This window comes from Actinomyces sp. HMSC065F12 (assembly GCF_001814535.1).
Taxonomy (GTDB): Bacteria; Actinomycetota; Actinomycetes; order Actinomycetales; family Actinomycetaceae; genus Pauljensenia; species Pauljensenia radingae_A.
On sequence record NZ_KV817042.1, the window covers coordinates 42,915 to 67,833 of the forward strand.

Consider the following 24,919-nt stretch of genomic DNA (forward strand, 5'->3'; position numbering starts at 1 on the left):
GCAGGAAGGAACGGAGGGACATGGGCGCGTCGAAGTTAGTCATCGTCGAGTCTCCGGCGAAGGCGGCCACTATTGGATCTTATTTAGGGCCGGACTTTCGTGTTGAAGCCTCGGTCGGTCATATCCGCGACCTGCCTCAACCGTCCGAACTGCCCGTGTCCATGAAGAAGGGCCCGTACGGTCGTTTCGCCGTCAACGTTGAAGACGGCTTTACTCCTTACTATCAGGTGACGCCTGAGAAGAAAAAGCGTGTCACTGAACTCAAGCGCGCCCTTAAGGATGCTGACGAGCTCTACCTGGCCACTGATGAGGACCGCGAGGGTGAAGCCATCGCGTGGCACCTGCTGGAAGTGCTCAAACCGAAGGTGCCCGTCAAGCGCATGGTGTTCCACGAAATCACCCGCGAGGCTATTGAGCGCGCACTGGACAACACGCGCGATATTGACACCGACCTGGTTGACGCGCAGGAGACTCGACGCATCCTTGACCGCCTCTACGGCTATGAAGTCTCACCGTTGTTGTGGCGCAAAATCCGCCCATCTTTGTCGGCCGGCCGCGTCCAGTCGGTAGCAACTCGCCTGATTGTGGATCGTGAACGCGACCGCATGGCGTTTATCCGCGCGGACTACTGGTCCATCGATGCCTTCATTCAGGCTGACGAGGGTGACTTTACGGCGCGTGTGAGCGCGCTCGATGGGCGTCCTGTAGCCACTGGCACTGATTTTTCCGAAGAGGGTGTGCTGTCGGACAAGGCTCGCAAAGCTCAGACAGTGGCGCTGGATGAGGCTGCAGCCGACCGCCTGGCGGACGGTCTGCGTGAGGCTCCCTCGTCGATTGAATCCGTCACGAAGAAGCCGTACCGCCGTCGCCCTGCTGCGCCTTTCACGACGTCAACCCTGCAGCAGGAAGCTTCCCGCAAGCTGCACTGGAATGCGTCCTCAACGATGCGCACGGCGCAGTCCCTGTACGAGTCCGGTTACATCACCTATATGCGTACCGATTCGACCGCGCTGTCGAGCCAGGCAATCCGTGCGGCGCGCGCCCAGGCAGCTGAACTGTACGGCAGCGATGTCGTGCCGGACAAGCCCCGTATCTACGGCACGAAATCCAAAGGCGCGCAGGAAGCACACGAAGCGATCCGCCCTGCTGGTGACCATTTCCGCACCCCCGATGAGGTGCGTTCGGTGTTGAGCCGCCAGCAGTGGGCGCTGTATGACCTGATCTGGAAGCGCACAATTTCCTCGCAGATGGCGGATGCGACGGGGCATACCTCCACGATCCGTGTCCTCAGCCAGCTCACCGATGTGCTCGAGCTGCCAGATGGCACGGGCGCGCGGGAAGTGACCTCGTCCGTGTCTGGTACAACGATCACGTTCCCCGGGTATCGACTGGCCTATCAGGAAGGCCGCGACAAGGATCGCGATGAACAGGCGCTGTCACAGCCCGCCGCTGACGCAGCATCCGCTTCACAGTCCGGTTCTCAGTCTGGCTCGCAGGATGGTGCGCGCGGAGCGGAAACCCTGCTGCCTGCCGTGGAGGAAGGCGAAACTGTCACGGTTCACCACGCTGAAGCCGAAGACCATCAGACCCAGCCACCGGGGCGCTACACCGAAGCGTCACTGGTGAAAATGATGGAGCAGCTGGGAATTGGCCGCCCCTCCACCTATGCGGCAACGATTCAGACGATCGGAGACCGCGGCTACGTCACGCACCGCGGTCAGTACCTGGTGCCTACGTGGCTGGCGTTTTCCGTCACGCGCCTTCTGGAGGAAAACCTCTCTGACCTGGTGGATTACGATTTCACGGCGTCGATGGAAACCGACCTGGACCGCATCGCGGGCGGGCAGGAGGACTCGACGCAGTTCCTCACGGAGTTTTATCTCGGCAGCAGCGCAGGCCAGACAGAGGCCGAGACGGCCAGTGGCGTCGATGGTCCGCGTGACGAAGTGGCCGACGCAGCGGCGGATGGGTCTTCCTCGTCGAAGCGTGAAGGACTACGCACCCAGGTTGCCTCGCTGGGCGACAATATCGATGCGCGGGCGATCAACTCGATTGACTACGGCAACGGCGTGACGCTGCGCGTGGGGCGCTACGGGCCGTATCTGGAGCGCGACAGTGACGATGTGCGCGCCAACGTGCCGCCGGACGTTGCGCCTGACGAGCTCGATGAGGCGAAGATTGCCGAACTGTTCACTCAGGCAGCTGATGATGGCCGTGAGCTCGGCATCGACCCGGCCAGCGGGCATATGCTCATCGCGAAAAATGGTCGCTTCGGCCCCTACGTTTCCGAAGTTCTGCCTGAGGACGCCGACGAGGGCGACGCTGCGAAATCGACGCGTAAGAAGAAGGTGAAGCCGCGCACGGCTTCCCTGTTCAAGTCGATGGATCTGGCGACGATCACACTGGATGATGCACTGATGCTGTTGTCGTTGCCCCGTGAAGTGGGAGCTGATCCGGCAGATGGCGAAGTGATCACCGCTCAGAATGGTCGCTATGGGCCGTACCTGAAGAAGGGGAGTGACTCGCGCTCACTGGAAAGCGAAGAGCAGTTGCTGACGATCACGTTGGATGAGGCGCTGGCACTGTTCGCTCAGCCTAAGACACGCCGTGGCCGCACGGCCAGGCCGCCGTTGCGTGAATTCGGTATTGACCCGATCTCTGAGAAGAAAGTGGTGGTCAAGGACGGCAGGTTCGGACCGTACATCACGGACGGTCAGACCAATGTGACGGTGCCGCGATCCGAATCGATCGAGTCGCTGACTGAAGCCCGCGCCTTTGAACTGCTGGCTGACAAACGCGCCAAGGGGCCTGCTCCCAAACGCGGACGCAAGAGCACCACCAGGACGACCCGCAAGAAAGCCTCCACGAAGAGTGCGAAGACGACGCGTAAGAGCGCCGGGACTGGTGCGAAGAAGTCGTCGGGCACGTCCAAGGCTTCAGCGTCGAAGAAGAACGCCTCATCTGCGGATGGCGACCAGTAGTGCGTCGGCCTGAACAGCGTGCATGTACGCAAATGCCGGTGCCTCGTGCAAAGATAGGCTCATGAGCACTTCCAGCGGGGATTCGCGGCGCAGGCGCGGCCTGTTCATCACCTTCGAAGGCGGTGACGGTGCAGGCAAAACCACCCAGATCGAACACGTCAAAGAGTGGTTTGATCAGGCTGGATGCGTCTCGTTTGTGACCCGCGAACCGGGTGGAACTGACATGGGTAACCAGCTGCGTCAGCTCATTCAGCACGGACCCGAAGACGTGGATCCGCGTACTGAAGCCCTGCTGTATGCGGCTGACCGCGCCTACCATGTAGCAACCGTGATCAGACCCGCGCTTGCGGCCGGTCAGGTAGTGCTGGCTGACCGATTCATTGACTCGTCAGTGGCCTACCAGGGCGCTGCGCGCGAACTGGGCGTGGATGAGGTACTGGCCTTGTCAAAATGGGCGACGGAGGACCTGTCGCCGGATCTGACATTGCTGTTGGATTTGCCCCCCGAGGTGGGTGCCAGACGAGGGACGGCGTCGCACACCGCTGACCGTATCGAGCGTGAATCAATGGACTTCCATGAGCGAGTGCGCCACGAATACCTGCACCTGGCAGATCGCTACCCAGACCGCATTGTCGTTATCGACGCGGTCGGCACCCCTGAAGAAGTGTTCCGCGAAATCAGAGGCGTGCTGGAGGAACGCGTTCGACCCGCACTGGGTCTCCTCGTCAATCATGAGGCGCACGATCAGGTCGAGCTGTCTGCGACCGAATCACCCCAGCCGAACTCGCCTGCGCCCGAGCATGCAGCATCGCAGACAAGCGATGAGGACCAGGCTGGCACGATGGTGGCGGCTTTGCTGAAAGAATCCCAGGGCACGCTATGGGAAGGTGACAGCGAGGGACTGCTGTGATGTGCCCGACGTGTTGCAGCGGTGTGCCCACCAGGGGCTATCAGCGCCTGTACGAGGCCTGTGCGCCGGTATCGTTGTGAGGCAGGTGAGCGATGAGCGTATGGGATGACATTGTCGGTCAGGAAAAGGCCGTCGCCACGTTGCAGGAAGCTGCCCGCGCCGCCCGCCGCATTGTCGAGGGCAACAGTGATCGCAGCACCCACTCCATGACCCACGCATGGCTCGTGACAGGGCCGCCGGGCTCCGGGCGATCAAACGCTGCGCTCGCATTTGCCGCGTGTCTGCAGTGCACAGGCAGTGAAATCGGGTGCGGCACGTGCCCAGGATGCGTGACAACAATGGCTCGAACCAACGCTGACGTGCTCAGCGTTGCCACAGAAACCAGCATTATTACTGCAGAACAGGTGCGCGACATCATCATGCGCGCCCAGGTGGCGCCCTCGCAGGGCCGCTGGCGCGTCATCGTTATTGAAGACGCGGACCGCATTCAGGAACTCTCGTTGAATATCCTGCTCAAGGCTATCGAGGAGCCTCCCGAGCGCACCGTGTGGGTGCTGTGTGCACCAAGCCCCGAAGACATGATCACCACCGTCAGGTCACGCTGCCGACAATTGTCCTTGCGCATCCCATCGGTCGACGCTGTGGCTGGTCTGCTGGTCCGGCAGCTCGGCGTGGATATGAACGTGGCGCGCGAGGCGGCGCGGGCAGCGCAGTGCCACATCGGGCGGGCAAAAGCCTTGGCGCGTGACCCCAAGGAACGCGACAAGCGCCGTCAACGCATCCGCGCCGCCATTCACGTTGCCTCAGTCGGTGAAGCCGCTGTCGCCGCCCATGACCTAGTTGAGATGGCGAAGAGTGACACGCAGACGGTTGCCGAGCAGCGCAACACGGAAGAAGAAGCCAAGTTTCGCTACCAGCTCGGCATGGTCGAGGGTGACAAGATGACGCCGCATGCGCGCTCACAACTGCGTCAACTGCGTGAAAACCAGACCCGCCGCATGAAACGCTCACTGACCGACATGCTGGATCGGATCCTGCTGGACGTGATGAGTGTGTACCGCGACGTCCTCATGCTGCAGCTTGGTGCGAATCAGGATCTGATGAATGACGATGTCGCGGAGGTGATCGAGCGTATCGCCCGCACCTCCAGTCCGGAGCAGACCCTGGCACGCATCGACGTGATTGACCAGGCGCGCACCAGACTGACCAACGGTGCGAATCCACTGCTCGCAATGGAATCAATGGTGGTGGCGCTGCGTTAGATGCGCGTGGCGTCCAGCCGGAGGGTGCGCGACCGCATCGACACTGCCCGTGAACCAGGAGGCCCCGCTCTTCCATACGGGGGTAGGTAACTGAATCATTGTTAGTCTTGACCCATGAAAACGCGTTCACGCAACATCGTGATAATTCTGCTCGCCATACTGGTCGTCGTTGCGCTGGCAACTGTCAGTGCCGTGCTGATCATTGGACACGACCGCAAGAGCGGTGGATCTGCCACTCACCAGCAGTCAGCCCTCAGCGAAGATGGTCGCACGGTCATCGCCTCGGGATCAACGTTCAGCGACACTTTGGGTGGCCTGCCGGAACCAACCATTGAGGGCTTCTACCAGCAGAAAGTCAACTGGCGTGATTGCACTGATGACGACCTCAAACAGATGGAAGGATCGCAGCAGTCATCAGACGGATATGAATGCGGCGCACTGTACGCACCGTTGGATTGGGACCAGCTCGACGGCGATGTGATCGCACTGGCATTGGCCATTCACCGCGCACCGCAATCCGAAGGTGCATTGTTCTATAACCCCGGTGGGCCCGGTGGTCCGGCAACTTCGATCCTGCCCTACATTGCGAGCCAGGGACTGTCGATGGATCTGGCGGACCGCCTTGACATCGTGGCATTGGATCCGCGCGGAGTCGGCCAGTCCACGCCGGTCATCTGCCTGACAGACAAAGAACGCGATGAAACGGCCGCGATGTCCGATGATCCGGCCGATCAATCCGACAGTACTCAAGAGCCCACGCCGCAGGAAATTGTTGAGGATCTAAAGGCTGAATCCGCCAAGCTGGCAGCTGGATGCAAGGAACACAGCGGCTCCCTGGCCGAGCATGTCGACACGATCTCAGCTGCCAAGGATTTTGATATGGCGCGAGCCGCCCTCGGACAGGACAAACTGACCTATCTGGGGTACTCATACGGTACCTACCTGGGAGCGACGTATGCTGAGCTGTTCCCCGACAAGGTCGGACGTATGGTGCTTGATGGTGCACTTGACCCGTCGCTCAGTGTTGACGACGTTGAACGACTGCAGATGCAGGGGTTCGAGGACGCCCTCGAAAACTGGATCAAAGTGTGCTCCGCATCGTCGGACTGCCCGGTGGGGTCAAGTGTTGACGAAGGACTGGAGACTCTGAACGCGTTCTTCGATCAACTGGAAGAAAAACCGCTTGAGACGCAGGATCCTAACCGACCGCTGACGTCTTCCCTGGCCTTCAGCGCCGTGATCGGCCTGCTGTACGACACGCAGTTGCACGATGCGTTGACCCAGGGGCTGGATATGGCAATCAAGCAGGACGATGGGTCAACGATGCTGGCACTCGCAGATCTGCTGATGGAACGCAACGCTGATGGCACGTACCAGAATAATTCGATGGAAGCAATCAGCGTGATTAACTCCCTGGACTATTCTCCGGTCGGAGACATTGAGCAATGGGCTGCTGCAGCGGAGAAGATGAAAGCTGAGCTGCCGTTCATGGGTCGTTTCGCCGGGTATTCCTCTGCCGCTTTGGAAGGCTGGCCCATTGAATCTACGCGCGAACGCGGACCGATCCACGCTGAAGGCACCCCGGAGATTGTTGTGGTGGGAACGACGCACGACCCCGCCACGCCTTATGTGATGTCGCAGGCGCTTGCCGACCAGCTCAGTAAAGGTGTACTGGTGAGCTGGGATGGATGGAATCACACGGCGTATTCGCGCGACGGGTCGCGGTGCGTGCGCGACGCGGTTGACGGTTTCTTCCTCAATGGCACCGTCCCGCAAGACGGTCTTCAGTGCACGGATTAGGCGCTAACCTTTGGGCGTGACGCGCTCCACCTGTCGAGCATTTGTCGCAGGCGTGGGTAGTCGGCTACAGTAAACGTCGTTGCCTATCAATTGATGCGCGTGGCGGAGCCGCGTAGCGCTGATAGGGAAGGCGGCCACCTTAGCTCAGTCGGCAGAGCGATTCACTCGTAATGAATAGGTCGTGGGTTCGATTCCCACAGGTGGCTCCATGAAGTAAGGAGCACCTGGGTCAACGCGACGACCTTCGCGGTGAAACCCGTGTCATTGCCAGTGCCGCGATTCCCAGGCTGATCACAGTGAGGCGACCGATCACCGCAACGCTGGCGACTGGTCATGAGCCCTCGAAAAAGGACGCGTGGACAAGCTGTGCCGTGTGGTACGAGGGGGACGCGCTCAACCACTTGTGGATACCTTTCTCCAGTGCATCAATCGGGAAGAACGTACGTCGAACGTCTGTGCACACGATGGCGGGCATGGATTCTCGCTTAGGAAACATGTGGTGGTGTCTGGGGAAGGAGCTTGTTGATCTGATCGGCCGGCAGAATCGCAATGCCGCGTTCGGGGTCAGCAAGGAGCAGGACATCATCGCCCGGCTTGTATCCGAACATGTCGCGAGCTGGAATGTCGAGGGCTGTCGTGCGCCTGTTTCGAAATGTGGCCAGGGTCCGTGGCGAGTGGATGGGCTGTGAAGTCGGTAGATACCCCGAGGGAGTCCTTTTGCTCTGACGTTAAGCCAGGCTGGGTCAGACGCAAGCAATTTACCGCTATGCAGGAATTCACACACGAGAAAGGTTGAAAAGTGAGATGATCGAATAGTTTGAGGAATTTTCGCTGAGATCGGAATGACGACATGCGTAGTGTTTTAAGGCTTGTGACCAGTCTCCTTACTGTTTCCCTCGCTGTTGTACTGACACCCAGTGGGATTGCGAGGGCAGAGGAGCCCCCCTCATGGGACTCAATCGTTTCCCAGGCAGCCCAGGCGACGCCAGGTGCTGAGACCACAGTCGCGATTGACAGTGATGTCAGTGCGACAGCAGACAAACCGCTCGTTGTTCCGGAGGGTGCGAGACTGACTCTAACGGGCAGTGGAACTGTCACGGGAGTGGGCGCCGACACAGTGACTGTGGCCGAAGGCGGGAGCCTCACGCTTGCCGGCCCCTCCTTCACGAACTCACGAATCGTTGTGAACGGCGGAACGTTGAATTTCACTGCCGGATCTGTCCACGACACATCGCTCACCGGACCTGTCATCTTCGTCAAAGACGGCGAATTCAACATGACTGGGAGCGCTGACTTTTCGAGGAACAATGTCACTGATACTTCCGGCACCCTGCCTGAAGGGGTGAATGAGGGCCTCTACGCACCGATTACGATTTACGGCGGCGACGGTGTCAGCATTGCCGGCGGAACTCTTCAGGAGAACCACGGCTACCAGCGTGGTGGTGCGATAGGCATTTGGGGAGCTGAAGGTGCTCCTGTGCCCGTTTCCTTGACCGGTGGACAAATATCCGGCAATGATGCGGTTCATCCCAAATATAAAGGATTCGGTGGAGGCGTGTATGCGAGTTTTGCCAACGTCACGCTTGATGGAACGACAATCGCAAAAAATACCACCGAAATTGGCGGAGGAATCGCGATTGATAATGGAGATACCTTCAAGTTCACGAGCGGAACTGTCCAGGAAAACACCAACGGTGAATACAACGGTCAGGGCGGCGGCATGTACATCCGCGATGTCAAAGATGTGGAAATCTCCGGCGGCACGGTCGAAGGCAATACTGCCAATGGTCACGGAGGAGGAATCGCTCTCGGTGGTGGCAAAGCCACGATCAGCGGAGGAGAATTTGCGCACAACGTGGCCCTGAAAGCTGGAGGCGGACTCTCGTTCTACGGTGAAGCTAAGGTAACGATGAAAGCCGGCTACGTACACGACAACGTTGCGAAGGGCTTTTGGGGCGGTGGCGGTATCTACAACGATTCCGATTCGATTCTCACAATCCATAATTCGCTCATACGCGGTAACACGATTAAAGATGCTTTCCTTCTCGGAGCGGGCAACCATTCTCCGAGTGCGCAGGGCGGTGGCGTGTGGAACTGTGCAACGGGCACAACCACCTTGAACATCACCAAGGGCGTCGCGATTTTCGATAATTCTGCCCCAGATTTTGGGCGTAATAAGGAATACAAAGGTGCAGGAGACGATTTTGCAAGCGTCGCTGTGCATACTTTTGGCGCGGCTGAGCCGGAGAAAGGCCAACCTGTCACAATAGGCGAGCGCATGCTTGGCGGTGCAGAGAGAATGTGGTACCAGGATGGCTCGATTTACAGTCACCGCTTGAACTGGCCGCAAGAGAAGCAAGAACCGCGATACGTGCAAGGCGGCAACAACACGCGAGTGGAGAATAACAAACTCTACACAGTGAATAAGGCCTTTAAGTCGGTTCCGAGTGATCAGGCAAAGCGACTGGCTGAACGTCTTGCCACTGTCAGAATCGAAAATAACCTCGCCACTGACGAGGGATTTAGCGGTGGAGGCATTGCCAACAACGGACAATTGTTCTTTGGTGAAGATGCCTGGAAGCTCAAGATCAAGAAATCTTGGAGCAACGATGACCCGGGTGTGCACCCAGACAGAATTACGCTGGACGTCCTCGTTGATGATGTAGAGGTCGTCAAAGGTATCGAGCTGTCGGAGGCGAATAACTGGGAAACAACTATCGATAACTTCCCCAATCCTCAGACCTTAGTCGATGCCGCAACAGGTAAACGCATCCCGCTTGAGTTCAAGGAAAGCGGCGCGGACGGTTACACCATGAAGGTCTCAGAAACTTCGGATGACAAGCAGAAGACCTACAGTGTTGCGCTGACGAACCGGATGCTCACGTCTGTTCCTGTGTCGAAGTCGTGGCTTGATGGTGAGAATGCGTTGGGTAAACGTCCTGGCAGTGTTGTGGTTGAGTTGTTGACTGGTGGGGAGCCGACTGGCACGACGTTGACTTTGTCGGCGGATAATTCGTGGTCTGGCGTGTTTAAGGATTTGCCGAAGTTTGACCGTGGCGTCTTGGTTGAGTATTCGGTGCGTGAGGTTGAGGTTCCTGGGTATCGGTCGGTAGTGGCTGGTAACGCCGTGGACGGCTTCACGATCACTAACAGAGCCCTCACAGCTGTTCCCGTGACGAAGAAATGGGTGAACCACGACGGCGCAGCGCTCAGTGACGATATCCCACAGTCCATTGACGTTGAACTTGTGGCTGACGGTGAGCCGACTGGACAGAAACTCACCCTCTCAGCAGACAACTCCTGGTCAGGCACATTTGCCGACCTTGAAATGTTCAATGCAGACGGCTCCGCGCCCATCGTCTATACAGTCAAGGAAACACCAGTTGACGGCTTCAGTGCCCGCATCACAGGAACTGCGACTGATGGATTCACCATCACGAACTCGAAGAATCCGCCTCCGCCGGGTACACCACCGTCACCGCCGACCATCGTGAACACGGGTGCGGCGGCTGGAGGCGCTGCAGGAGCAAGCATTTTGATGATCACCCTGGGCGCTGGCTTGCTCTGGTACCGCCGCCGAGGAATCCACTGAACTCAGGAGGTGCATCAGTTCTGAGCTGTTGAATCTCCGTGTCAGACGGGCGCGCGCTGGAAGACTCTGTGCTTCAGCGTGCGCCCGTTCCTCGTTGGCAAGACGGTTTTGGCCAGCCGCCCTCGTCGGCAAAGCTGACCGGACGCGGCCTCCCTCGTCGCAGTACGGGCTGATCGCACGCGAGATGCGCTCTATCATGTATGTGCAGGCAGTGAGGCCTGAGGCTGTCACTGATAGGAAAGGGACGACAGGAAGAGACGCAATGACTGAGAAGACCGCGGAAGAACACTACGTACTTGCCATCGATCAGGGCACGACGTCCTCACGAGCCATTATCTTCAACCACGATGGGCAGATCGTGGCCGTCAGTCAGAAGGAACACGAGCAGATCTTCCCGAAGCCCGGATGGGTTGAACACGATCCACTCGAAATATGGAGCAACATTCGCATCTGCGTCGCGGACGTCCTGCAAAAAGCCGAAATCAACAGGCACGCGATCGCAGCCGTCGGCATCACGAACCAGCGCGAAACCGTTGTCGTGTGGGATAAGAACACCGGCGAACCCGTCTACAACGCGATCGTGTGGCAAGACGCGCGCACATCGCAAATCATTCGTGAGCTTGCAGGTGACGAAGGGAAGTCAAAGTACCGCGACATCTGCGGTCTCGACCTGTCGACCTACTACGCAGGCCCTGAGATCAAATGGATCCTCGACAACGTCGAGGGAGTCCGCGAACGCGCCGAAGCTGGTGACCTCCTGTTCGGCACCACCGACACCTGGACACTGTGGAACCTGACCGGCGGCGTCAACGGAGGTGCTCACAAGACTGACGTCACCAACGCGTCGCGCACCATGCTGATGGATATTCGCACACTCCAGTGGCGAGAAGACGTGTGCGAGGACTTCGGCATCCCTATGTCGATGCTTCCTGAAATCTGTTCCTCTTCTGAAATCTACGGGTACGGTCGCAAGAACGGGCTGCTGATTGACACTCCGATCGCTGGAATCCTTGGTGACCAGCAGGCCGCCACTTTTGGGCAAGCGTGCTTCGACAAAGGCATGGCAAAGAACACGTACGGTACGGGCTGTTTCGTCATCATGAACACCGGTGAGGAGCCGGTCTTTTCAGAAAACGGTCTGCTCACCACCGTGTGCTACAAGATCGGTGACAACAAGCCGGTCTACGCCCTGGAAGGCTCGATCGCCGTAACAGGCTCACTGGTTCAATGGATGCGCGACAATCTGGGAATCATCAAGGACTCCAGAGACATTGAAGACCTGGCGAAAACAGTTGATGACAATGGTGGCGTGTACTTCGTACCCGCATTTTCCGGCCTGTTCGCACCGTACTGGAAGGACGATGCACGTGGCGCGATCGTGGGGCTGACGCGATACAACAACAAGGGACACCTGGCCCGTGCAGTCGAAGAAGCCACCGCTTTCCAGTCCCGCGAAGTCTTTGACGCGATGGAAGCGGACTCGGGTGTTGCGTTGAAGGAGCTGCGCGTCGACGGTGGCATGACGAATGACAATTTGCTTATGCAGTTCCAGGCCGATCAGCTGGGTGTGCCGATCGTTCGCCCGAAAGTCCTGGAGACAACAGCGCTAGGCGCCGCATACGCAGCAGGCATCGCCGTGGGCTACTGGGGCGGCGAGCAGGACGTCATCGACAACTGGTCGGAAGGAAAGCGCTGGGAACCAGGCGATGATCGCGACGAGTACGACCGCAACTACCGCCTGTGGAAGAAAGCCGTCACACGCACCTTCAATTGGGTAGATGAGGACGTCGAAAACGCCTGACCGCCATTCGCGCCTCACTTAATTGACGAGGGAGGCCGGCCGGAGCCCCATCTCAGGTGCAAACACGGGGAGAATTCGGTGAGAATCTGCTGACCCCTTCAGTGCTTGACTTCATACGGCGTGACTGTACTGCCCAGCGTCATGCGGGTGCGCCCGCACGCCACGCCATGCACCTGGCCTTTGATGCGATCCGGCAGGCGCGGCGCGCCCGCTACGTCGTGACGCAGGCGTTCACGTGCGTCACGGCAATTAACCCGATTGTGTCCGCGGGGATGCTCCCGCGGTACGCCGATATTTCGCCCGACACGCTCTCGATCGACCCACAGACCGTGACGATCCTGCCCTCGACGGGGGCGATCGTCCTCCAGCACACCTTCGGTATCGTGGACGATGCTGCATCCAAGGCGATCGTAGGTCAGACGCACGCTGCGAACGCCCTCGTTGTTGAAGACAGCGCCCATTGCGTCGGACGCATGGCCACCGATCCGCAGACGCGGCGCCCCCTCGCGGATATTTCAATTCACTCTTTCGGGGCGGAAAAGGTCCTGCCCACGAAATTCGGTGCCGCACTGTGGCTCAATCCCGACACGGTTGATGCACCTGTGCGCCAGCTCCTCGTCGGCGCGCTGACGAACCTGCCTCAGCCTCGGGTCACTCTCGACACGGCAATTCGGACCTATCGTCTGCAAGATCGCGCCTACTCTCACCTGCCATCAGCGCTCTCAGGCAGGTTGCGGAGTGCGGCTCAGGCCGCACACCTTTTCTACCCGCCATGCTGACACGCAATGGCAGGGCGGATCCAACGGAAGACCGTACGCACCCTCACGCTGGGTGCTCGACCACATGAGCGAAGCACTCGCGGGTGTGGATGCCATTGAACGTGAACTGGCCGAGCGAACCGGCCACTACCTGCGTGCATTGTCAGCAATCCACACCGCCGCAACGGTTCCGGCTTCTGTCACCGCATCGATGCCGCTGATCCGCTTCCCTGTGATCCTCCAGCGCGATGGGTCCGGTCAGCCTATCGACCCAGAAGACATGTTCAGTGCGCTGCAGTCACAGGGCTTCTATCCGGGCAGGTGGTATCGGCCTCTCCTCTTCCCCGGTGTGCGCAGCCCGCGTACATACGAACTTGATTCTCACAGTGATGACCTTTCACGCACACGCCAGATCGAGCGTTCGATCATTAACTTGCGGACCCAGGAATCACGCGACCATGCTGAGCGACTGGCCGATGCGGCCGTACGCTGGCTCGCCGCTCATGAAGCGATTTGAGCGTCTTCCAGCTCAAGGAGCCACGCCTTGCGGTCAGTTCCCGCAGCGTATCCCGTCAACGAACCATCTGCCGCCACGACACGGTGACACGGGACGATGAGGGAGATGGGATTGCGCCCGACAGCCTGCCCGACAGCCTGAGGTGCCGGCCGGCCAGCCTGACAGGTCAGTTGACCAGCCTGACGTGCCAGCCCGCTGGCTCGCTGATCAGCAAGAGCATCGGCCAGGTCACCGTACGTGGTCGTCTGCCCGTAGGGAATTGCGAGGAGCTCGCGCCACACACTGACCTGGAAATCAGTGCCGACCAGGCGCAGCGCAGGCACCTCGTCGGGAATGTGGCCGGCAAAGTAGGTGTCCAGCCAGCGCGTTGTGCAGGTCAGGTTGTTCTGCGTCTTGATTGACGAGGGTGGCTCCAGCTCACTGATGTCATCGGTGTGCGTCATGCCGGCGATGGTGGAGCCGAAATGCTTCGCCCCCTCACACCACAGTCCGACGAGGTCACCACCTATGAAAGCCAGTGTCCAGGTGCCGATGGGTGAACGGTAGCGTGAGAGAAAAGCCGGGGCTGTGGGGGTCATGGTCGTCAGCCTACTGTGGGGCGCGTGAGTTCGCATTGAACATAGTTTTTCCCGTACAGTACACATCGTGACGAAATCTTTAGCTGTGTCAGAAAACGCTCGAGCCGAACGACCCGCAGTGATCCTGGCCAACCTCGGAACGCCGCAGGCACCCACAGCCCGGGCTGTGCGCCCCTTCTTGCGTGAATTCCTCTCCGACCGGCGCATCATTGAAATGCCTCCAGCAATCTGGCGACCGATCCTCGAAGGCATCATCTTGCGGGTGCGCCCTGCACGGTCTGCAAAACTCTACGAGTCGATCTGGCACACCGAGTCGAACTCCTCACCACTGATGTACTGGTCGCTGCGTCAGCGCGACGAACTGGCTGCGCGCCTCGACCATGTTGCCGACGTGCACCTGGCCATGCGCTACGGCGAACCATCGATCCGCAGCGTGCTTGATCAGCTGCGTGATCAGGGAGTGCAGCGCGTCCTCATCATTCCCGCCTACCCGCAGTACGCCTCCTCATCTACCGCGCCTGTCATCGATGAAGTTGCCCGCGACATGCTGAACGCTCGCAATCAACTGGAGATCCGCACCATTCGCTCCTTCCATGACGCCCCGGTGTATATCGAGGCGCTCGCGGCCGCCCTCGTCAATCACTGGGATGCGCGCGGCCGGCCCGATTTTGAAGGCGGCGACAAACTCGTCCTGTCCTTCCACTCAATACCCGAGGCGATGCACCGCGACGGAGACGTGTACCGCGACGAGTGCGAAACGACGGCTGAACTGCTGCGATCGCGCCTCAACCTGGATTCACAGTGGGTACTCACCCGCTACCAGTCCGTCTTTGGGCCGGCCAAGTGGATTGGGCCCGCCACCATCGACACGATGGGGGAACTTGGCGCAGTGGGCACCACCAGAGTGGACGTGATCTGCCCCGGGTTTGTCGCAGACTGCATCGAAACGCTTGATGAGATCGCACGCCTGAACCGTGATGCCTTCATCGAAGCTGGCGGTTCGCAGTTCCACTACGTGCCATGGGGCAACGATCTGCCCGGATGCATCGACACGTTCGAGGAGGTCGCCCGCACCGGCTTGGCCGGCTGGGTATAAGCCTCGTCGTCTGCCCGTTTGAGCGAGAGCCTCGTCAATTACCCGGCCGGGTGCGACGCCTCGCTCAGGCGCGTGAAAGCGCAGGTGATGGCCCACGACAATCCAAGTGCAATGAGTGCCGGAACCAGGATAGTTGCCCCCTGATGCGTAAACTCCAGCACAAGGGCGAGTGCGGTGAGCGGCGCACGCATCGATGAGCCCAGGAATGACATCGCTCCGATCAGCGCGCAGGCAGTGATTGAAATGTCGGGGAACATCGTCGACCACGCCAGTCCACCGACGGCGCCGAAGCCGGCTCCCAGTGCTATCCCCGGTGTCAGCGTTCCACCCCATGCACCTGATGCGATTGTGCCCAGCGTCGTGATGGCCTTGGCGCACGTGATGCTCAGGACAGGGACGAGGGCGGCCAGGGCATGCGCGTCGAATCCCGCCTGAGCAGTGGCCTGACCATTACCCATGACCTGCGGAATCCACACGGCGACCAGGCCGACCAGCGTGAAGACTACGGGTAGGGTGATCAGAACCAGAGGGGTTGTTGGGCGCAGGTCTTCAGCGCGTTTCACCAGGCGACTGAAACCCCATCCTGCTGTACCTAAGATTGGACCGGCGATAAGTGCCCACAGCAGCAGTGATGGTGTTGAAGTGGGTGCGGTGACCGTGTAGAACGGTTCGGGCCGGATGGGGCCTTGGGCGACCAGGACAGACAGGCCCGAGATCAGGCATGCACACCACAATGCCCGCGGGGTCAGAGAAACGATCAGAACTTCCAGGGCGAAAATTGCTCCTGAAATGGGGATTGAATACACAGCGGCCAGCCCTGCGCCTGCGCCGCATGCGACGATCAGGCGGCGATCCTGCGCGCTCAGTCCCAACCGGTCACAGCACCATCCTGACAGGGCTGCGGATACTTCACGCGGTGCCACTTCCCGGCCGATGGACGCACCGAGCGCCACAATGACAACCTGTGTGGTCGCGTGCGCGAATGTGGTCAAGAGCGGCATTTTCGCCCCGTTGACACCCTGGGTGACGGTGACGATCCCTCGTCTGGTGTGGTGCAGCAGTGCCCAGGAAACCCCGCCGATCGCACCTGCCAGAGCAAGAAATATGACGCGTCTGGACGAATCGGTTGACAGGACAGCCTCGATGAAGGTTGCGCTCTCACCGTAGGCGAGTCTTTCGATCAGGTGAAGCAGATGCGAAAAGAACCATCCGGTGATGCCAGCAATTGCGGCCGTGAAAATGACGGCCACGATGAGGCGAACGAGCGGAGTGCGGTGAGAGCTTTCACCGTCTGAGGGTACGTGCATCCATCTACCGTACGTTGGCTGCGCTTTGGTGCGCCAGCAGGGACGCGGTGAGGCGGGGCGGGGACAACGGCGCGTACTGTCAGGATTGATCAGTAACCTTCGCGTGGCGGGAATGGAGGTATTGAGCAATCCGGGTCAGAATTGCTGCGAACAGCGCCCCTAAAACAATTCCGCATGCCATTGATATCAGTGGTGAAGTGGAAATACGTGCACCGATTGTTCCGCTCAGGCCGTAGATGCAAGCCCAGATAAGGCAGGCGGGTGCATCGAGTAACGCAATGTGGCGGAAAGGTATGCGCATTTTCCCCGCGCTGAGAAAAATCGCAATTCGCACAATGGGGACGAATCGACCCGTCGACAGGAGAATTCTCCATTGGCGCTCTGTTACTGCACTTAACCTCATATTGAGTTTCGGCAGACGACGGGACTTTGCAGGAAAGAGCCGACCGATCGCTGCCATTGTGAGGTCGCCTACAAGTGCTGCGCAGGCACAGCACACAATGAGGAATGTCAGGAACACAGGTTCACGGTATGCCGGAGTTGCCGACAGGGCGCTGATAACCGAACCAGAGGGAAGGACGGGGAAGAACCCGTCACCCCAGCATGCCAGGACGCACAGAACGAGGGAAAGCGGCTGATCGGAAAATGAAACGATGGCGGTTTCGATGCCGCTGATAAAGGACCAAAAGGAGCTCATTGCGGCAGGCCTGAAAAGCTCAGGGAATGCGACAACGTCGAATAGACTGGCGCAGGCCGGTGCTTCAATGAATTCACATGGTGATCATCGCACGGAATGGAAGTTAAACGCCATAGGGGAATCCCCTGAACAGTCCCTGAACCTGGTAGCAGGTTCTGCCCGATTTTGGTGTTCACCATGAACTTGTCAGCGATCTGAGAAAGTGCCTAATGTGAGGAAGCGGTTGATACGAGAAAACGGCTGATACGAGAGAACGGTTGATGTGAGAAAACGGTTCACGCCACATTGCCAGATGAATTCAAATAAATGAAAACCGATTGAAGTGCTACTCTTTTTATTGTCGGAATTGGATTCTGCAGAAGGAATACTTTCAATGAAAAAAACAAAGGTTTTCTTGGTCGACGACATCGATGGCTCTGAAGCTGAACGGACGATTAGTTTTGCCTTCAACGGCATTTCCTACCAAATCGATCTGAATGCTGAACACGCGAACAAGATCGAAGACGATTTCGCGCAGTGGATTCGCCATGCGCGCCGGACCGGTGGCCGGGCTGTCACTCGCCGCAGCGGTGCGACCGCCGGCGCGTCCGATTCAGCGAAGATTCGCCAGTGGGCGCAGGATGAGGGTCTTGAGGTGTCACAGCGCGGACGTATCCCCGCCGACATTGTCGAGCAGTACCGTCAGGCGCATCAGTAAGAGCTGCCGATGAGGTGAAGGACAACCGCTCAGGCGGCGACCGGCCGTTGTTGAGTGGCTCGTATTGCCGACGCTGTGAAGTGATGTCGAAGGGTCCCGTGACAGCGGGCACGATCTTTGTGAGAATAGGACTATGACATACAAACTGGTATTGCTCCGCCATGGCGAGAGCGAATGGAATGCAAAGAACCTTTTCACCGGCTGGGTTGACGTACCCCTGTCAGAAAAGGGCCGCTCAGAGGCAACGCACGGAGGAGAGCTTCTCAAGGAAGCCGGCATCCTGCCTGACCTGCTGTTCACCTCGATGCTGCGTCGCGCCATCCAGACCGCCAACCTGGCCCTGGATGCCGCGGACCGTCACTGGATTCCCGTGGAGCGTTCATGGCGCCTTAACGAGCGTCACTATGGCGCTCTGCAAGGCAAGAACAAGAAGGAAATCCGCGACGAGTTCGGCGAGGAACAGTTCATGCAGTGGCGCCGTTCCTACGATGTGCCGCCGCCGGAGATCGAAAAGGGCTCGGAATTCTCGCAGGACGCCGACCCGCGCTATGCAGGCGAGCCGATTCCGTTGACCGAATGCCTCAAGGACGTGCTGGCCCGTTTGCTGCCGTACTGGAATGACACCATCGTTCCCGCGATTCGCTCCGGCAAGACCGTGATGGTTGCAGCCCACGGCAACTCACTGCGCGCCATCGTCAAGCACCTCGATGATATCTCCGACGACGACATCGCCGGCCTGAATATCCCGACCGGCATTCCGCTGGTCTACGAACTTGACGAGGAAACCCTCAAGCCCGTCAAGAAGGGCGGCACATACCTTGATCCCGATGCTGAGGCCAAGATCGCGGCCGTAGCAAACCAGGGCAAGTAAGTTTCATTCACGAGGGTTCCCACCCTCAAGGCTGGTGCCCCACCTCCCAAGGAGGTGGGGCACCAGCCTTTATGCGCATGTTGAAGGCGTCAGCGGGGTAATACGGTGTGTGAGCTCCGCGTTCGCCGGATATAGATTCGGCAGTTCCGCTTAGGCGGTTTGTGCGCCTTCCACGATGTACATCACCTGGTCTGCAACGGAAACAGCGTGATCACCGAAGCGCTCCAGGAAGCGGGCCGCGAGCGTCACGTCGATCACCTGAGCGCGAGTCAGATCATTGTCGTCATCGGTTGCCATGCGGCGAGCCTCGATCTGCAGGTCATCGAGAATGTCGTCATCGCGATGCATACGACGGGCCAGGTTCAGATCCTGGGTCTGGACAACCTTCTCCATCGAGTGTGCCATCTGCGCGGCCGCGTCCGTCATCTTGGTGATGAGCGGTCGAGCCTGTGGGCAAATCCCCGGCTCCTGGTGGGGGTTGCGTGCGATCAAAGCCAGGTGGGCCGCAAGGTCGCCCTGACGCTCCATCGTCTGAGTCAGTCTCAGGCCCGCAACAATCAGGCGAAGATCGGATGCAACGGGGCCCTGTAGCAGCAGAAGGCTCACACAGGTTTCGTCGATGTGACGGGACAGCTGGTCGAGGCGGTCATCAGCGTCGCCTGTCTGCTCCGCCTTGATCATGTCACCTTCGCGCAGGGCCTGCGTTGCGCGTTCAATCGCGACGGTGACACCGGAGCTCATCCTCTCCAAATCGAGTCCAAGCTGCGTCAGTTCCTGTCGATATACAGTGCGCACAATGTCTCCTTCACGAAAAATCCACTGTAACTGTTTAAGTCCACCAAAGATAAGTGCCAAGTGTGTGCATATCGGGTTAATTTTTGGTTAACTCCTGCTTGCTTTTCGGGTATTGTTGCAGGAAATCTGCAGATGGCCCGTCACGAGTGGTGACGAAGAGGCAAACAGATCGATACAGTTATGTCTGTGTTGGACGCTATCACTCTCATCGTTGTCGCGCTGCTGGGTGTCCTCGTCGGCGCTGTCGGCGTAGGAGCCTTCCGGCTGTCTCAGCGTCAACAGGACGTCGAAAATGGAGTGGATCCGCAGTACACCCAGCCGCCTGTCGATCTGCTCGCCATGACTTCCGCTCTGCCCGGCATCGTGATCGTCGTTGACGCGGACAACAAGATTGTCCGCGCTGATGCCAAAGCGTATGCCAAAGGCCTGGCGCGTCACCAGGAACTGACGCACCCTGCCCTCATTGAAGTTGCCGCACGCGTGCGGGCCGAGGGAGTCCCGCTGACCACTGAGATGACGCTGCCACGCTCCGACCTTCCTGAAGCAGCGGAACTGTTCTTCCGAGTACGGGTGGCCCCGCTGCCCGGTGACCTCCTTTTGATCGTGGCAGAGGATCTGACGATCCAACGACGCAACGAGGCTGCGCGTCGTGATTTTACTGCGAACGTGTCGCACGAGCTGAAAACACCTGTCGGAGCTGTGCGACTTCTGGCCGAAACGATCGCTGAAAACTCTGACGATTCTGAAGCAGTTGCCTACTTCGCGAGCCGACTGTCGAAAGAATCGGAACGACTGTCCACACTGGTGCAGGACATTATCGACCTGTCGCGCCTGCAATCACCTGATGCTCTGGATTCGCCCGACCTCGTCAGCGTCAAGCAAGTGATCAGCGAAGCGCTCCATCAGGAAGAATTCCCCGCCGAGCAGGCACGCATCGAGTTGCGCGGACCGGATCCTGCGCTCGAAGCCTACGTGTGGGGAGATAAGGACATGCTGGTGATGGCGGTCCGAAACCTCGTCGATAACGCTGTGCGGTACTCGCATCCGGATTCATGGGTGCGTGTCGACGCGGTACGCAACCAGGAACGAATCTGCATTCGCGTCATCGACACCGGTATCGGCATCTCATCTGAGCATCAGCAACGCATCTTTGAACGCTTCTTTAGAGTCGACACGGCGCGTTCACGTGAAACAGGGGGGACAGGACTGGGATTGTCAATCGTCAAACATGTTGCCAGTGATCACGGCGGAACAGTGACCGTTGCATCCCTCCCGGGTCGCGGATCAACGTTCACGCTAGTGTTACCTGAAGCAGAGATCGGTGAAAATGGAGACGAGCGTAAAGACAAGGACGCAAGATAATCATGACGGCAATTTTGATAATCGAAGATGAAGCCTCCTACCGTGAGCCACTCGCCTACAACCTGCGTCGGGACGGCTTTGACGTGGGCGAAGCATCCGACGGAAATGCTGGACTCGAAAAAGCGATCGATCCGAAATGGGATCTGATCTTGCTTGACCTCATGCTGCCGGGAATGTCGGGCACCGAAGTGTGCAGGAAACTCAGAAAAGTATCCAACGTTCCTGTCATCATGGTGACCGCGAAAGACGAAGTGGTCGAACGCATCGTCGGCCTGGAGATGGGTGCCGACGACTACATCACGAAGCCGTATTCCTACCGTGAATTGCTGGCCCGCATCCGTGCAGTATTGCGGCGCCAGGCTGGAACACTGGAGGATGAAGAAGAAGTCCTCGAAGTGGGAACAATCCGCCTGTGGGTAGACCGGCACGAAGTCACGGTGGACGACACATCCGTGTCGATGCCGCTGCGCGAATTCGAACTGCTGGAATTCCTCGCCCGCAACCCCGATCGAGTCCTGACGCGCTCGCAGCTGATGGATCGTGTGTGGGGAGTCGGAACGATCGGTGATTCAAAGACCCTGGACGTGCATGTCAAACGTCTGCGCGCTCGGATCGAGCCGGATCCATCCCACCCCGTCCGCCTGGTGACCGTTCGCGGACTGGGCTACAAACTGGTGTCGAATCCGCGCGACGAAAGCAAGTAAAAACGGCGCGCAGGTGTGTGCCGGCATCCCCGTGCGAAGGGGCGTGGAGCGAGCGAAGCGCTAGCATAACACCCCCACTGACTGTGTGTGCACGATTACTGGTAGAATGGCGGTATTGTTTAATACCAGCAGGAGTTTCTTTTATGACGTTCACCATCGGTCAAACGGTCGTCTACCCCCATCACGGAGCAGCCACGATCGAGGAGATCGCCACCCGAAAGATACGCGGTGAGGAAAAAACTTACTTAACACTGCGCGTCACGCAAGGTGACCTCAAGATTCAAGTGCCAGCTGACAACGTCGACCTCGTTGGCGTTCGAGATGTCGTCGATGAAGACGGGCTGGAAGAAGTCGTCTCCGTTCTGCGAGCACCTTATGTCGAAGAGCCGACGAACTGGTCACGACGCTTCAAAGCGAATCAGGAAAAAATCGCAACCGGCGACATCGTCAAAGTCTCCGAAGTTGTTCGTGACCTGACACGCCGCGACGCCAGCAAGAAGCTTTCCACGGGCGAAAAGCGCATGCTGACGAAAGCCCGCCAGATCCTGACTTCTGAGCTTGCTCTGGCCCGCGACATCGACAAGTCAGCAGCATCGGATCGCCTCGACTCGATCCTGGCTGAATCGGCCGAAACGGATGACAGTGCCGACGACGCCGGCACCGACACTCGCGAATCAGGCGACGACAAGTAGTGCCGTCAGCACCGCGCCCCTCCCGGCAGTGGCGCGGCACCTGAATTGCGACCATCCTGACATGAGCCAGCTGCGATCCCAGTCAACGACGCCATTGCAGGCGCCTGGATCCCACCACGCTGGCATCGTGTCAGCTGAACCTGCGCTCACTGAATCTGTGTCAACCGAATCTGCACGAGCAGAACCTGCACCTGTCAAGAGGCGCCTGTCTGTCCTGGCCGCAGCTGGCTCGGGCACCCGACTGGGACGGCACATGCCCAAAGCCCTCGTCGAAGTAGGCGGTGTACCGATGGTACTGCGCGCCCTTCGCGGCCTTGACGCTGCGGGAATCACGCACATTGCGGTCACCGCTCCGACAGACGCCCTCGTCGATTTTGAACAACTCATCGGGAGCGCGCTGCCCGACCTATCTGCCACCGTGCGAGTCGTCGCGGGAGGAGCGTCGCGTCAGGCGTCTGTGGCCGCAGGTTTGCGATCCCTTGAACAGTTCCGTCCTGACGCGCGCACACCTGTCCTGATCCACGACGCGGCGCGCTGCCTGACACCGCCGGCGCTCATCGGCCGCGTAGCCCGAGCCATTGAAAACGGTGCCAATGCCGTCATCCCAACCTTGCCAGTAACTGACACGATCAAACCGCTTGCCACCGGCACGCACATCGACGAGGGAGACGATGCGCTATCGCCCCTCGACCCGAGTATTGACCGCTCACGCCTGCGCGCTGTTCAAACTCCGCAAGGCTTCACGTGGGACGTCATATGCCGTGCTCACGAGTACGGAGCCAGCAGAGCAGCCGACGAATCGAGCGCCGCCACCGATGATGCAGGGCTGGTGGAAGCACTGGGACTGACGGTGATGTCGATTGCGGGCGACACGATGGCATTCAAAGTGACCACCGAGTTGGACATTGCCCTGGCGCAAGCCTGTCTAGATCACGGGTACGCGCCCGATGCGTGATACCTTGCAATCGCAGGTATCTGTCTGCGGCGCGCGCCGCACCCTTGCATAAGGAGATCCCATGTCACAACACGAGCAGTCCTTCGAGCATGCTCCCACTCCTTCTTCCACTTCGTCACACTCGACAGGTTCCACGCCTCCGTCAGGGTCACGCCACCACTGGGTTCTGTGGAACAAGAAAGTGGTCTCATGGGCTTTGTGGGACTGGGGCTCAGCCGCATTCAACGCCGTGGCAACAACGTTCGTCTTCTCTGTCTACCTGACAACTGACGGGGTGTTCGCCCCCAAAGTTGTTGCCAACGAGAACCTGTCACTGGGACTGACCCTTGCCGGCATCGTGATCGCTCTGCTAGCTCCCATCACGGGGCAGCGTGCTGATCGGCGCGGTAAAGGGGGAGTGTGGCTCGGCTGGTTCACCGCCATGGTGGTGCTGTGCATGCTCGCCATGTTCTTCGTGGCACCCAATTCCTCGCTCGGCCCAACCGGCGCGCTGTGGCTGGGAATCGGTCTGCTCGGCTTGGGTAACGTGTTCTTCGAGTTCGCCTCCGTCAACTACAACGCGATGCTCAACCACCTGGCTGATAAGTCAGCGATGGGACGAATCTCCGGATTCGGCTGGGGCCTCGGATACGTCGGCGGCATCGTGTTGCTGCTGATCCTCTTCGTCGGTTTCATCAACCCTGAAGTCGGCTGGTTCGGCGTGACAGGTGAAAACGGGCTGAATATTCGCGTCGCAATGGTGGTCTCAGCCATCTGGTTCGCCGTCTTCTCTCTGCCGGTCGTCCTTAACCCGCCCAAACCGAAGAATGTGTCCACCAGCGATACCCATGAGTCTCTGATCGATTCCTACAAGCTGCTGTGGTCAACAGTGAAGTCTCTGGCGCGCACATCACGCCACACCTTGATGTTCCTGATCGCGTCGGCTGTTTTCCGCGATGGCCTGGCTGGGGTGTTCACATTTGGCGCAATCCTGGCAGGGTCCGTGTTCGGCTTTTCCGCCTCCGAAGTCATCCTCTTTGCCATTGCCGCCAACGTTGTCGCCGGCCTGGCAACCATTGGCTTCGGTGCGCTTGACGACTGGATCGGCCCCAAGCGCGTCATCATCCTGTCCCTGGTGTGCATGGTGACCTCCGGGTTGCTGGTGTTCTTCTTCCACTCATTCGGCAAGCCGATCTTCTGGGTCCTGGGCCTGATCCTGTGCGTCTTTGTCGGCCCGGCACAGTCGGCCTCGCGCTCCTTCCTGGCGCGCATGATCCCGGCAGGTCGCGAAGGCGAAGTATTCGGCCTGTACGCCACGACCGGCCGAGCCGTCTCCTTCCTCTCACCTGCCCTGTACTACCTGGCCATCAAACTGGGGCGCGCCGTCACACCACCGGACGTGGACGCCACTCACTGGGGCATTCTCGGCATCGTCGTGGTACTGCTGGCTGGCCTTCTGCTGCTCATTCCGATTCGCCAGGAATCCGCGCATCTGAACATTTATCAGGACAGCACGCCGTCACAGGGGTGATACTGGAAGCACGTTCCTGGAAGCCGCGCGGTGA

Annotated in this window: 21 protein-coding genes and 1 tRNA gene; 17 read left to right on the forward strand and 5 right to left on the reverse strand. The window is 59.2% G+C overall.

Features of this window, described 5'->3' with window-relative positions; translation table 11 throughout:
* The first annotated feature begins 20 nt into the window (after window positions 1–20).
* The 5 genes from topA to HMPREF2975_RS11335 all read left to right on the forward strand — a co-directional run bounded on the left by topA (window position 21) and on the right by HMPREF2975_RS11335 (window position 7,162).
* Complete coding sequence (gene topA / locus HMPREF2975_RS11315; protein ID WP_070728057.1) at window positions 21–2,981, forward strand: type I DNA topoisomerase; 2,961 nt, start codon at window positions 21–23, stop codon at window positions 2,979–2,981.
* Between the two features lie 61 nt (window positions 2,982–3,042).
* Window positions 3,043–3,891, forward strand: coding sequence for a dTMP kinase (gene tmk / locus HMPREF2975_RS11320; protein WP_070728275.1), 849 nt, complete (start codon window positions 3,043–3,045; stop codon window positions 3,889–3,891).
* A gap of 92 nt (window positions 3,892–3,983) precedes the next feature.
* Window positions 3,984–5,153, forward strand: coding sequence for a DNA polymerase III subunit delta' (locus HMPREF2975_RS11325; protein WP_070728060.1), 1,170 nt, complete (start codon window positions 3,984–3,986; stop codon window positions 5,151–5,153).
* Window positions 5,154–5,267: 114 nt separating this feature from the next.
* Window positions 5,268–6,953 (forward strand): alpha/beta hydrolase, encoded by a 1,686-nt coding sequence (locus HMPREF2975_RS11330; protein ID WP_070728063.1) that lies wholly within the window; start codon window positions 5,268–5,270, stop codon window positions 6,951–6,953.
* A 133-nt stretch (window positions 6,954–7,086) separates the two neighbouring features.
* Window positions 7,087–7,162: transfer RNA gene (locus tag HMPREF2975_RS11335), tRNA-Thr, on the forward strand.
* Between the two features lie 276 nt (window positions 7,163–7,438).
* Here the strand turns inward: HMPREF2975_RS11335 and HMPREF2975_RS12965 are convergent.
* On the reverse strand, window positions 7,439–7,561 hold the full coding sequence (locus HMPREF2975_RS12965; RefSeq protein WP_264673896.1) for a hypothetical protein: 123 nt from the start codon (window positions 7,559–7,561) through the stop codon (window positions 7,439–7,441).
* Between the two features lie 263 nt (window positions 7,562–7,824).
* Between HMPREF2975_RS12965 and HMPREF2975_RS11345 the strand changes: the two genes are divergently transcribed.
* The 4 genes from HMPREF2975_RS11345 (at window position 7,825) to HMPREF2975_RS11360 (ending at window position 13,621) form a co-directional block, all read left to right on the forward strand.
* On the forward strand, window positions 7,825–10,545 hold the full coding sequence (locus HMPREF2975_RS11345) for a Cna B-type domain-containing protein (protein ID WP_070728067.1): 2,721 nt from the start codon (window positions 7,825–7,827) through the stop codon (window positions 10,543–10,545).
* A 262-nt stretch (window positions 10,546–10,807) separates the two neighbouring features.
* Window positions 10,808–12,346 carry a glycerol kinase GlpK gene (gene glpK / locus HMPREF2975_RS11350; protein ID WP_070728071.1) on the forward strand — a complete coding sequence of 513 codons (1,539 nt, stop codon included), beginning with the start codon at window positions 10,808–10,810 and terminating at the stop codon, window positions 12,344–12,346.
* A gap of 56 nt (window positions 12,347–12,402) precedes the next feature.
* On the forward strand, window positions 12,403–13,125 hold the full coding sequence (locus tag HMPREF2975_RS11355; RefSeq protein ID WP_070728074.1) for a DegT/DnrJ/EryC1/StrS family aminotransferase: 723 nt from the start codon (window positions 12,403–12,405) through the stop codon (window positions 13,123–13,125).
* A gap of 64 nt (window positions 13,126–13,189) precedes the next feature.
* Window positions 13,190–13,621: a hypothetical protein gene (locus HMPREF2975_RS11360; protein WP_070728078.1), complete on the forward strand. Its 432-nt coding sequence runs from the start codon at window positions 13,190–13,192 to the stop codon at window positions 13,619–13,621.
* Here the strand turns inward: HMPREF2975_RS11360 and HMPREF2975_RS11365 are convergent.
* On the reverse strand, window positions 13,606–14,199 hold the full coding sequence (locus HMPREF2975_RS11365) for a methylated-DNA--[protein]-cysteine S-methyltransferase (RefSeq protein ID WP_070728081.1): 594 nt from the start codon (window positions 14,197–14,199) through the stop codon (window positions 13,606–13,608). The two genes, HMPREF2975_RS11360 and HMPREF2975_RS11365, sit on opposite strands and share 16 nt — an antisense overlap.
* 64 nt (window positions 14,200–14,263) lie before the next feature.
* Here HMPREF2975_RS11365 and hemH point away from each other — a divergent pair, with 64 nt between their 5' ends.
* On the forward strand, window positions 14,264–15,295 hold the full coding sequence (gene hemH, locus HMPREF2975_RS11370) for a ferrochelatase (protein ID WP_070728083.1): 1,032 nt from the start codon (window positions 14,264–14,266) through the stop codon (window positions 15,293–15,295).
* A gap of 38 nt (window positions 15,296–15,333) precedes the next feature.
* Here the strand turns inward: hemH and HMPREF2975_RS11375 are convergent, their stop codons facing one another.
* Window positions 15,334–16,602: a chloride channel protein gene (locus HMPREF2975_RS11375; RefSeq protein WP_070728086.1), complete on the reverse strand. Its 1,269-nt coding sequence runs from the start codon at window positions 16,600–16,602 to the stop codon at window positions 15,334–15,336.
* A 79-nt stretch (window positions 16,603–16,681) separates the two neighbouring features.
* Window positions 16,682–17,299 carry a DedA family protein gene (locus HMPREF2975_RS11380; RefSeq protein ID WP_070728089.1) on the reverse strand — a complete coding sequence of 206 codons (618 nt, stop codon included), beginning with the start codon at window positions 17,297–17,299 and terminating at the stop codon, window positions 16,682–16,684.
* Window positions 17,300–17,672: 373 nt separating this feature from the next.
* Between HMPREF2975_RS11380 and HMPREF2975_RS11385 the strand changes: the two genes are divergently transcribed.
* The gene (locus HMPREF2975_RS11385) at window positions 17,673–17,996 is read left to right on the forward strand and encodes a histone-like nucleoid-structuring protein Lsr2 (protein ID WP_070728091.1); all 324 of its coding nucleotides are present in this window, start codon (window positions 17,673–17,675) and stop codon (window positions 17,994–17,996) included.
* Window positions 17,997–18,129: 133 nt separating this feature from the next.
* Window positions 18,130–18,867 (forward strand): phosphoglyceromutase, encoded by a 738-nt coding sequence (locus tag HMPREF2975_RS11390; RefSeq protein ID WP_058237742.1) that lies wholly within the window; start codon window positions 18,130–18,132, stop codon window positions 18,865–18,867.
* A 150-nt stretch (window positions 18,868–19,017) separates the two neighbouring features.
* Here the strand turns inward: HMPREF2975_RS11390 and phoU are convergent, their stop codons facing one another.
* Window positions 19,018–19,662: a phosphate signaling complex protein PhoU gene (phoU, locus tag HMPREF2975_RS11395; RefSeq protein ID WP_070728094.1), complete on the reverse strand. Its 645-nt coding sequence runs from the start codon at window positions 19,660–19,662 to the stop codon at window positions 19,018–19,020.
* A gap of 180 nt (window positions 19,663–19,842) precedes the next feature.
* On the opposite strand from phoU, the gene HMPREF2975_RS11400 reads away from it, so the two are divergent.
* The 5 genes from HMPREF2975_RS11400 (at window position 19,843) to HMPREF2975_RS11420 (ending at window position 24,885) form a co-directional block, all read left to right on the forward strand.
* Window positions 19,843–21,024 (forward strand): sensor histidine kinase, encoded by a 1,182-nt coding sequence (locus tag HMPREF2975_RS11400; RefSeq protein ID WP_058237744.1) that lies wholly within the window; start codon window positions 19,843–19,845, stop codon window positions 21,022–21,024.
* 2 nt (window positions 21,025–21,026) lie between these two features.
* Entirely contained in the window at window positions 21,027–21,728 is a 702-nt protein-coding gene (locus HMPREF2975_RS11405) for a response regulator transcription factor (RefSeq protein ID WP_058237745.1), read from the forward strand.
* A 143-nt stretch (window positions 21,729–21,871) separates the two neighbouring features.
* Complete coding sequence (locus HMPREF2975_RS11410) at window positions 21,872–22,420, forward strand: CarD family transcriptional regulator (RefSeq protein ID WP_058237746.1); 549 nt, start codon at window positions 21,872–21,874, stop codon at window positions 22,418–22,420.
* A 61-nt stretch (window positions 22,421–22,481) separates the two neighbouring features.
* Window positions 22,482–23,375, forward strand: a complete 894-nt coding sequence (locus HMPREF2975_RS11415) for an IspD/TarI family cytidylyltransferase (protein WP_082628654.1) — start codon at window positions 22,482–22,484, stop codon at window positions 23,373–23,375.
* 61 nt (window positions 23,376–23,436) lie between these two features.
* The gene (locus tag HMPREF2975_RS11420; protein WP_082628655.1) at window positions 23,437–24,885 is read left to right on the forward strand and encodes an MFS transporter; all 1,449 of its coding nucleotides are present in this window, start codon (window positions 23,437–23,439) and stop codon (window positions 24,883–24,885) included.
* Window positions 24,886–24,919: the final 34 nt, after the last annotated feature.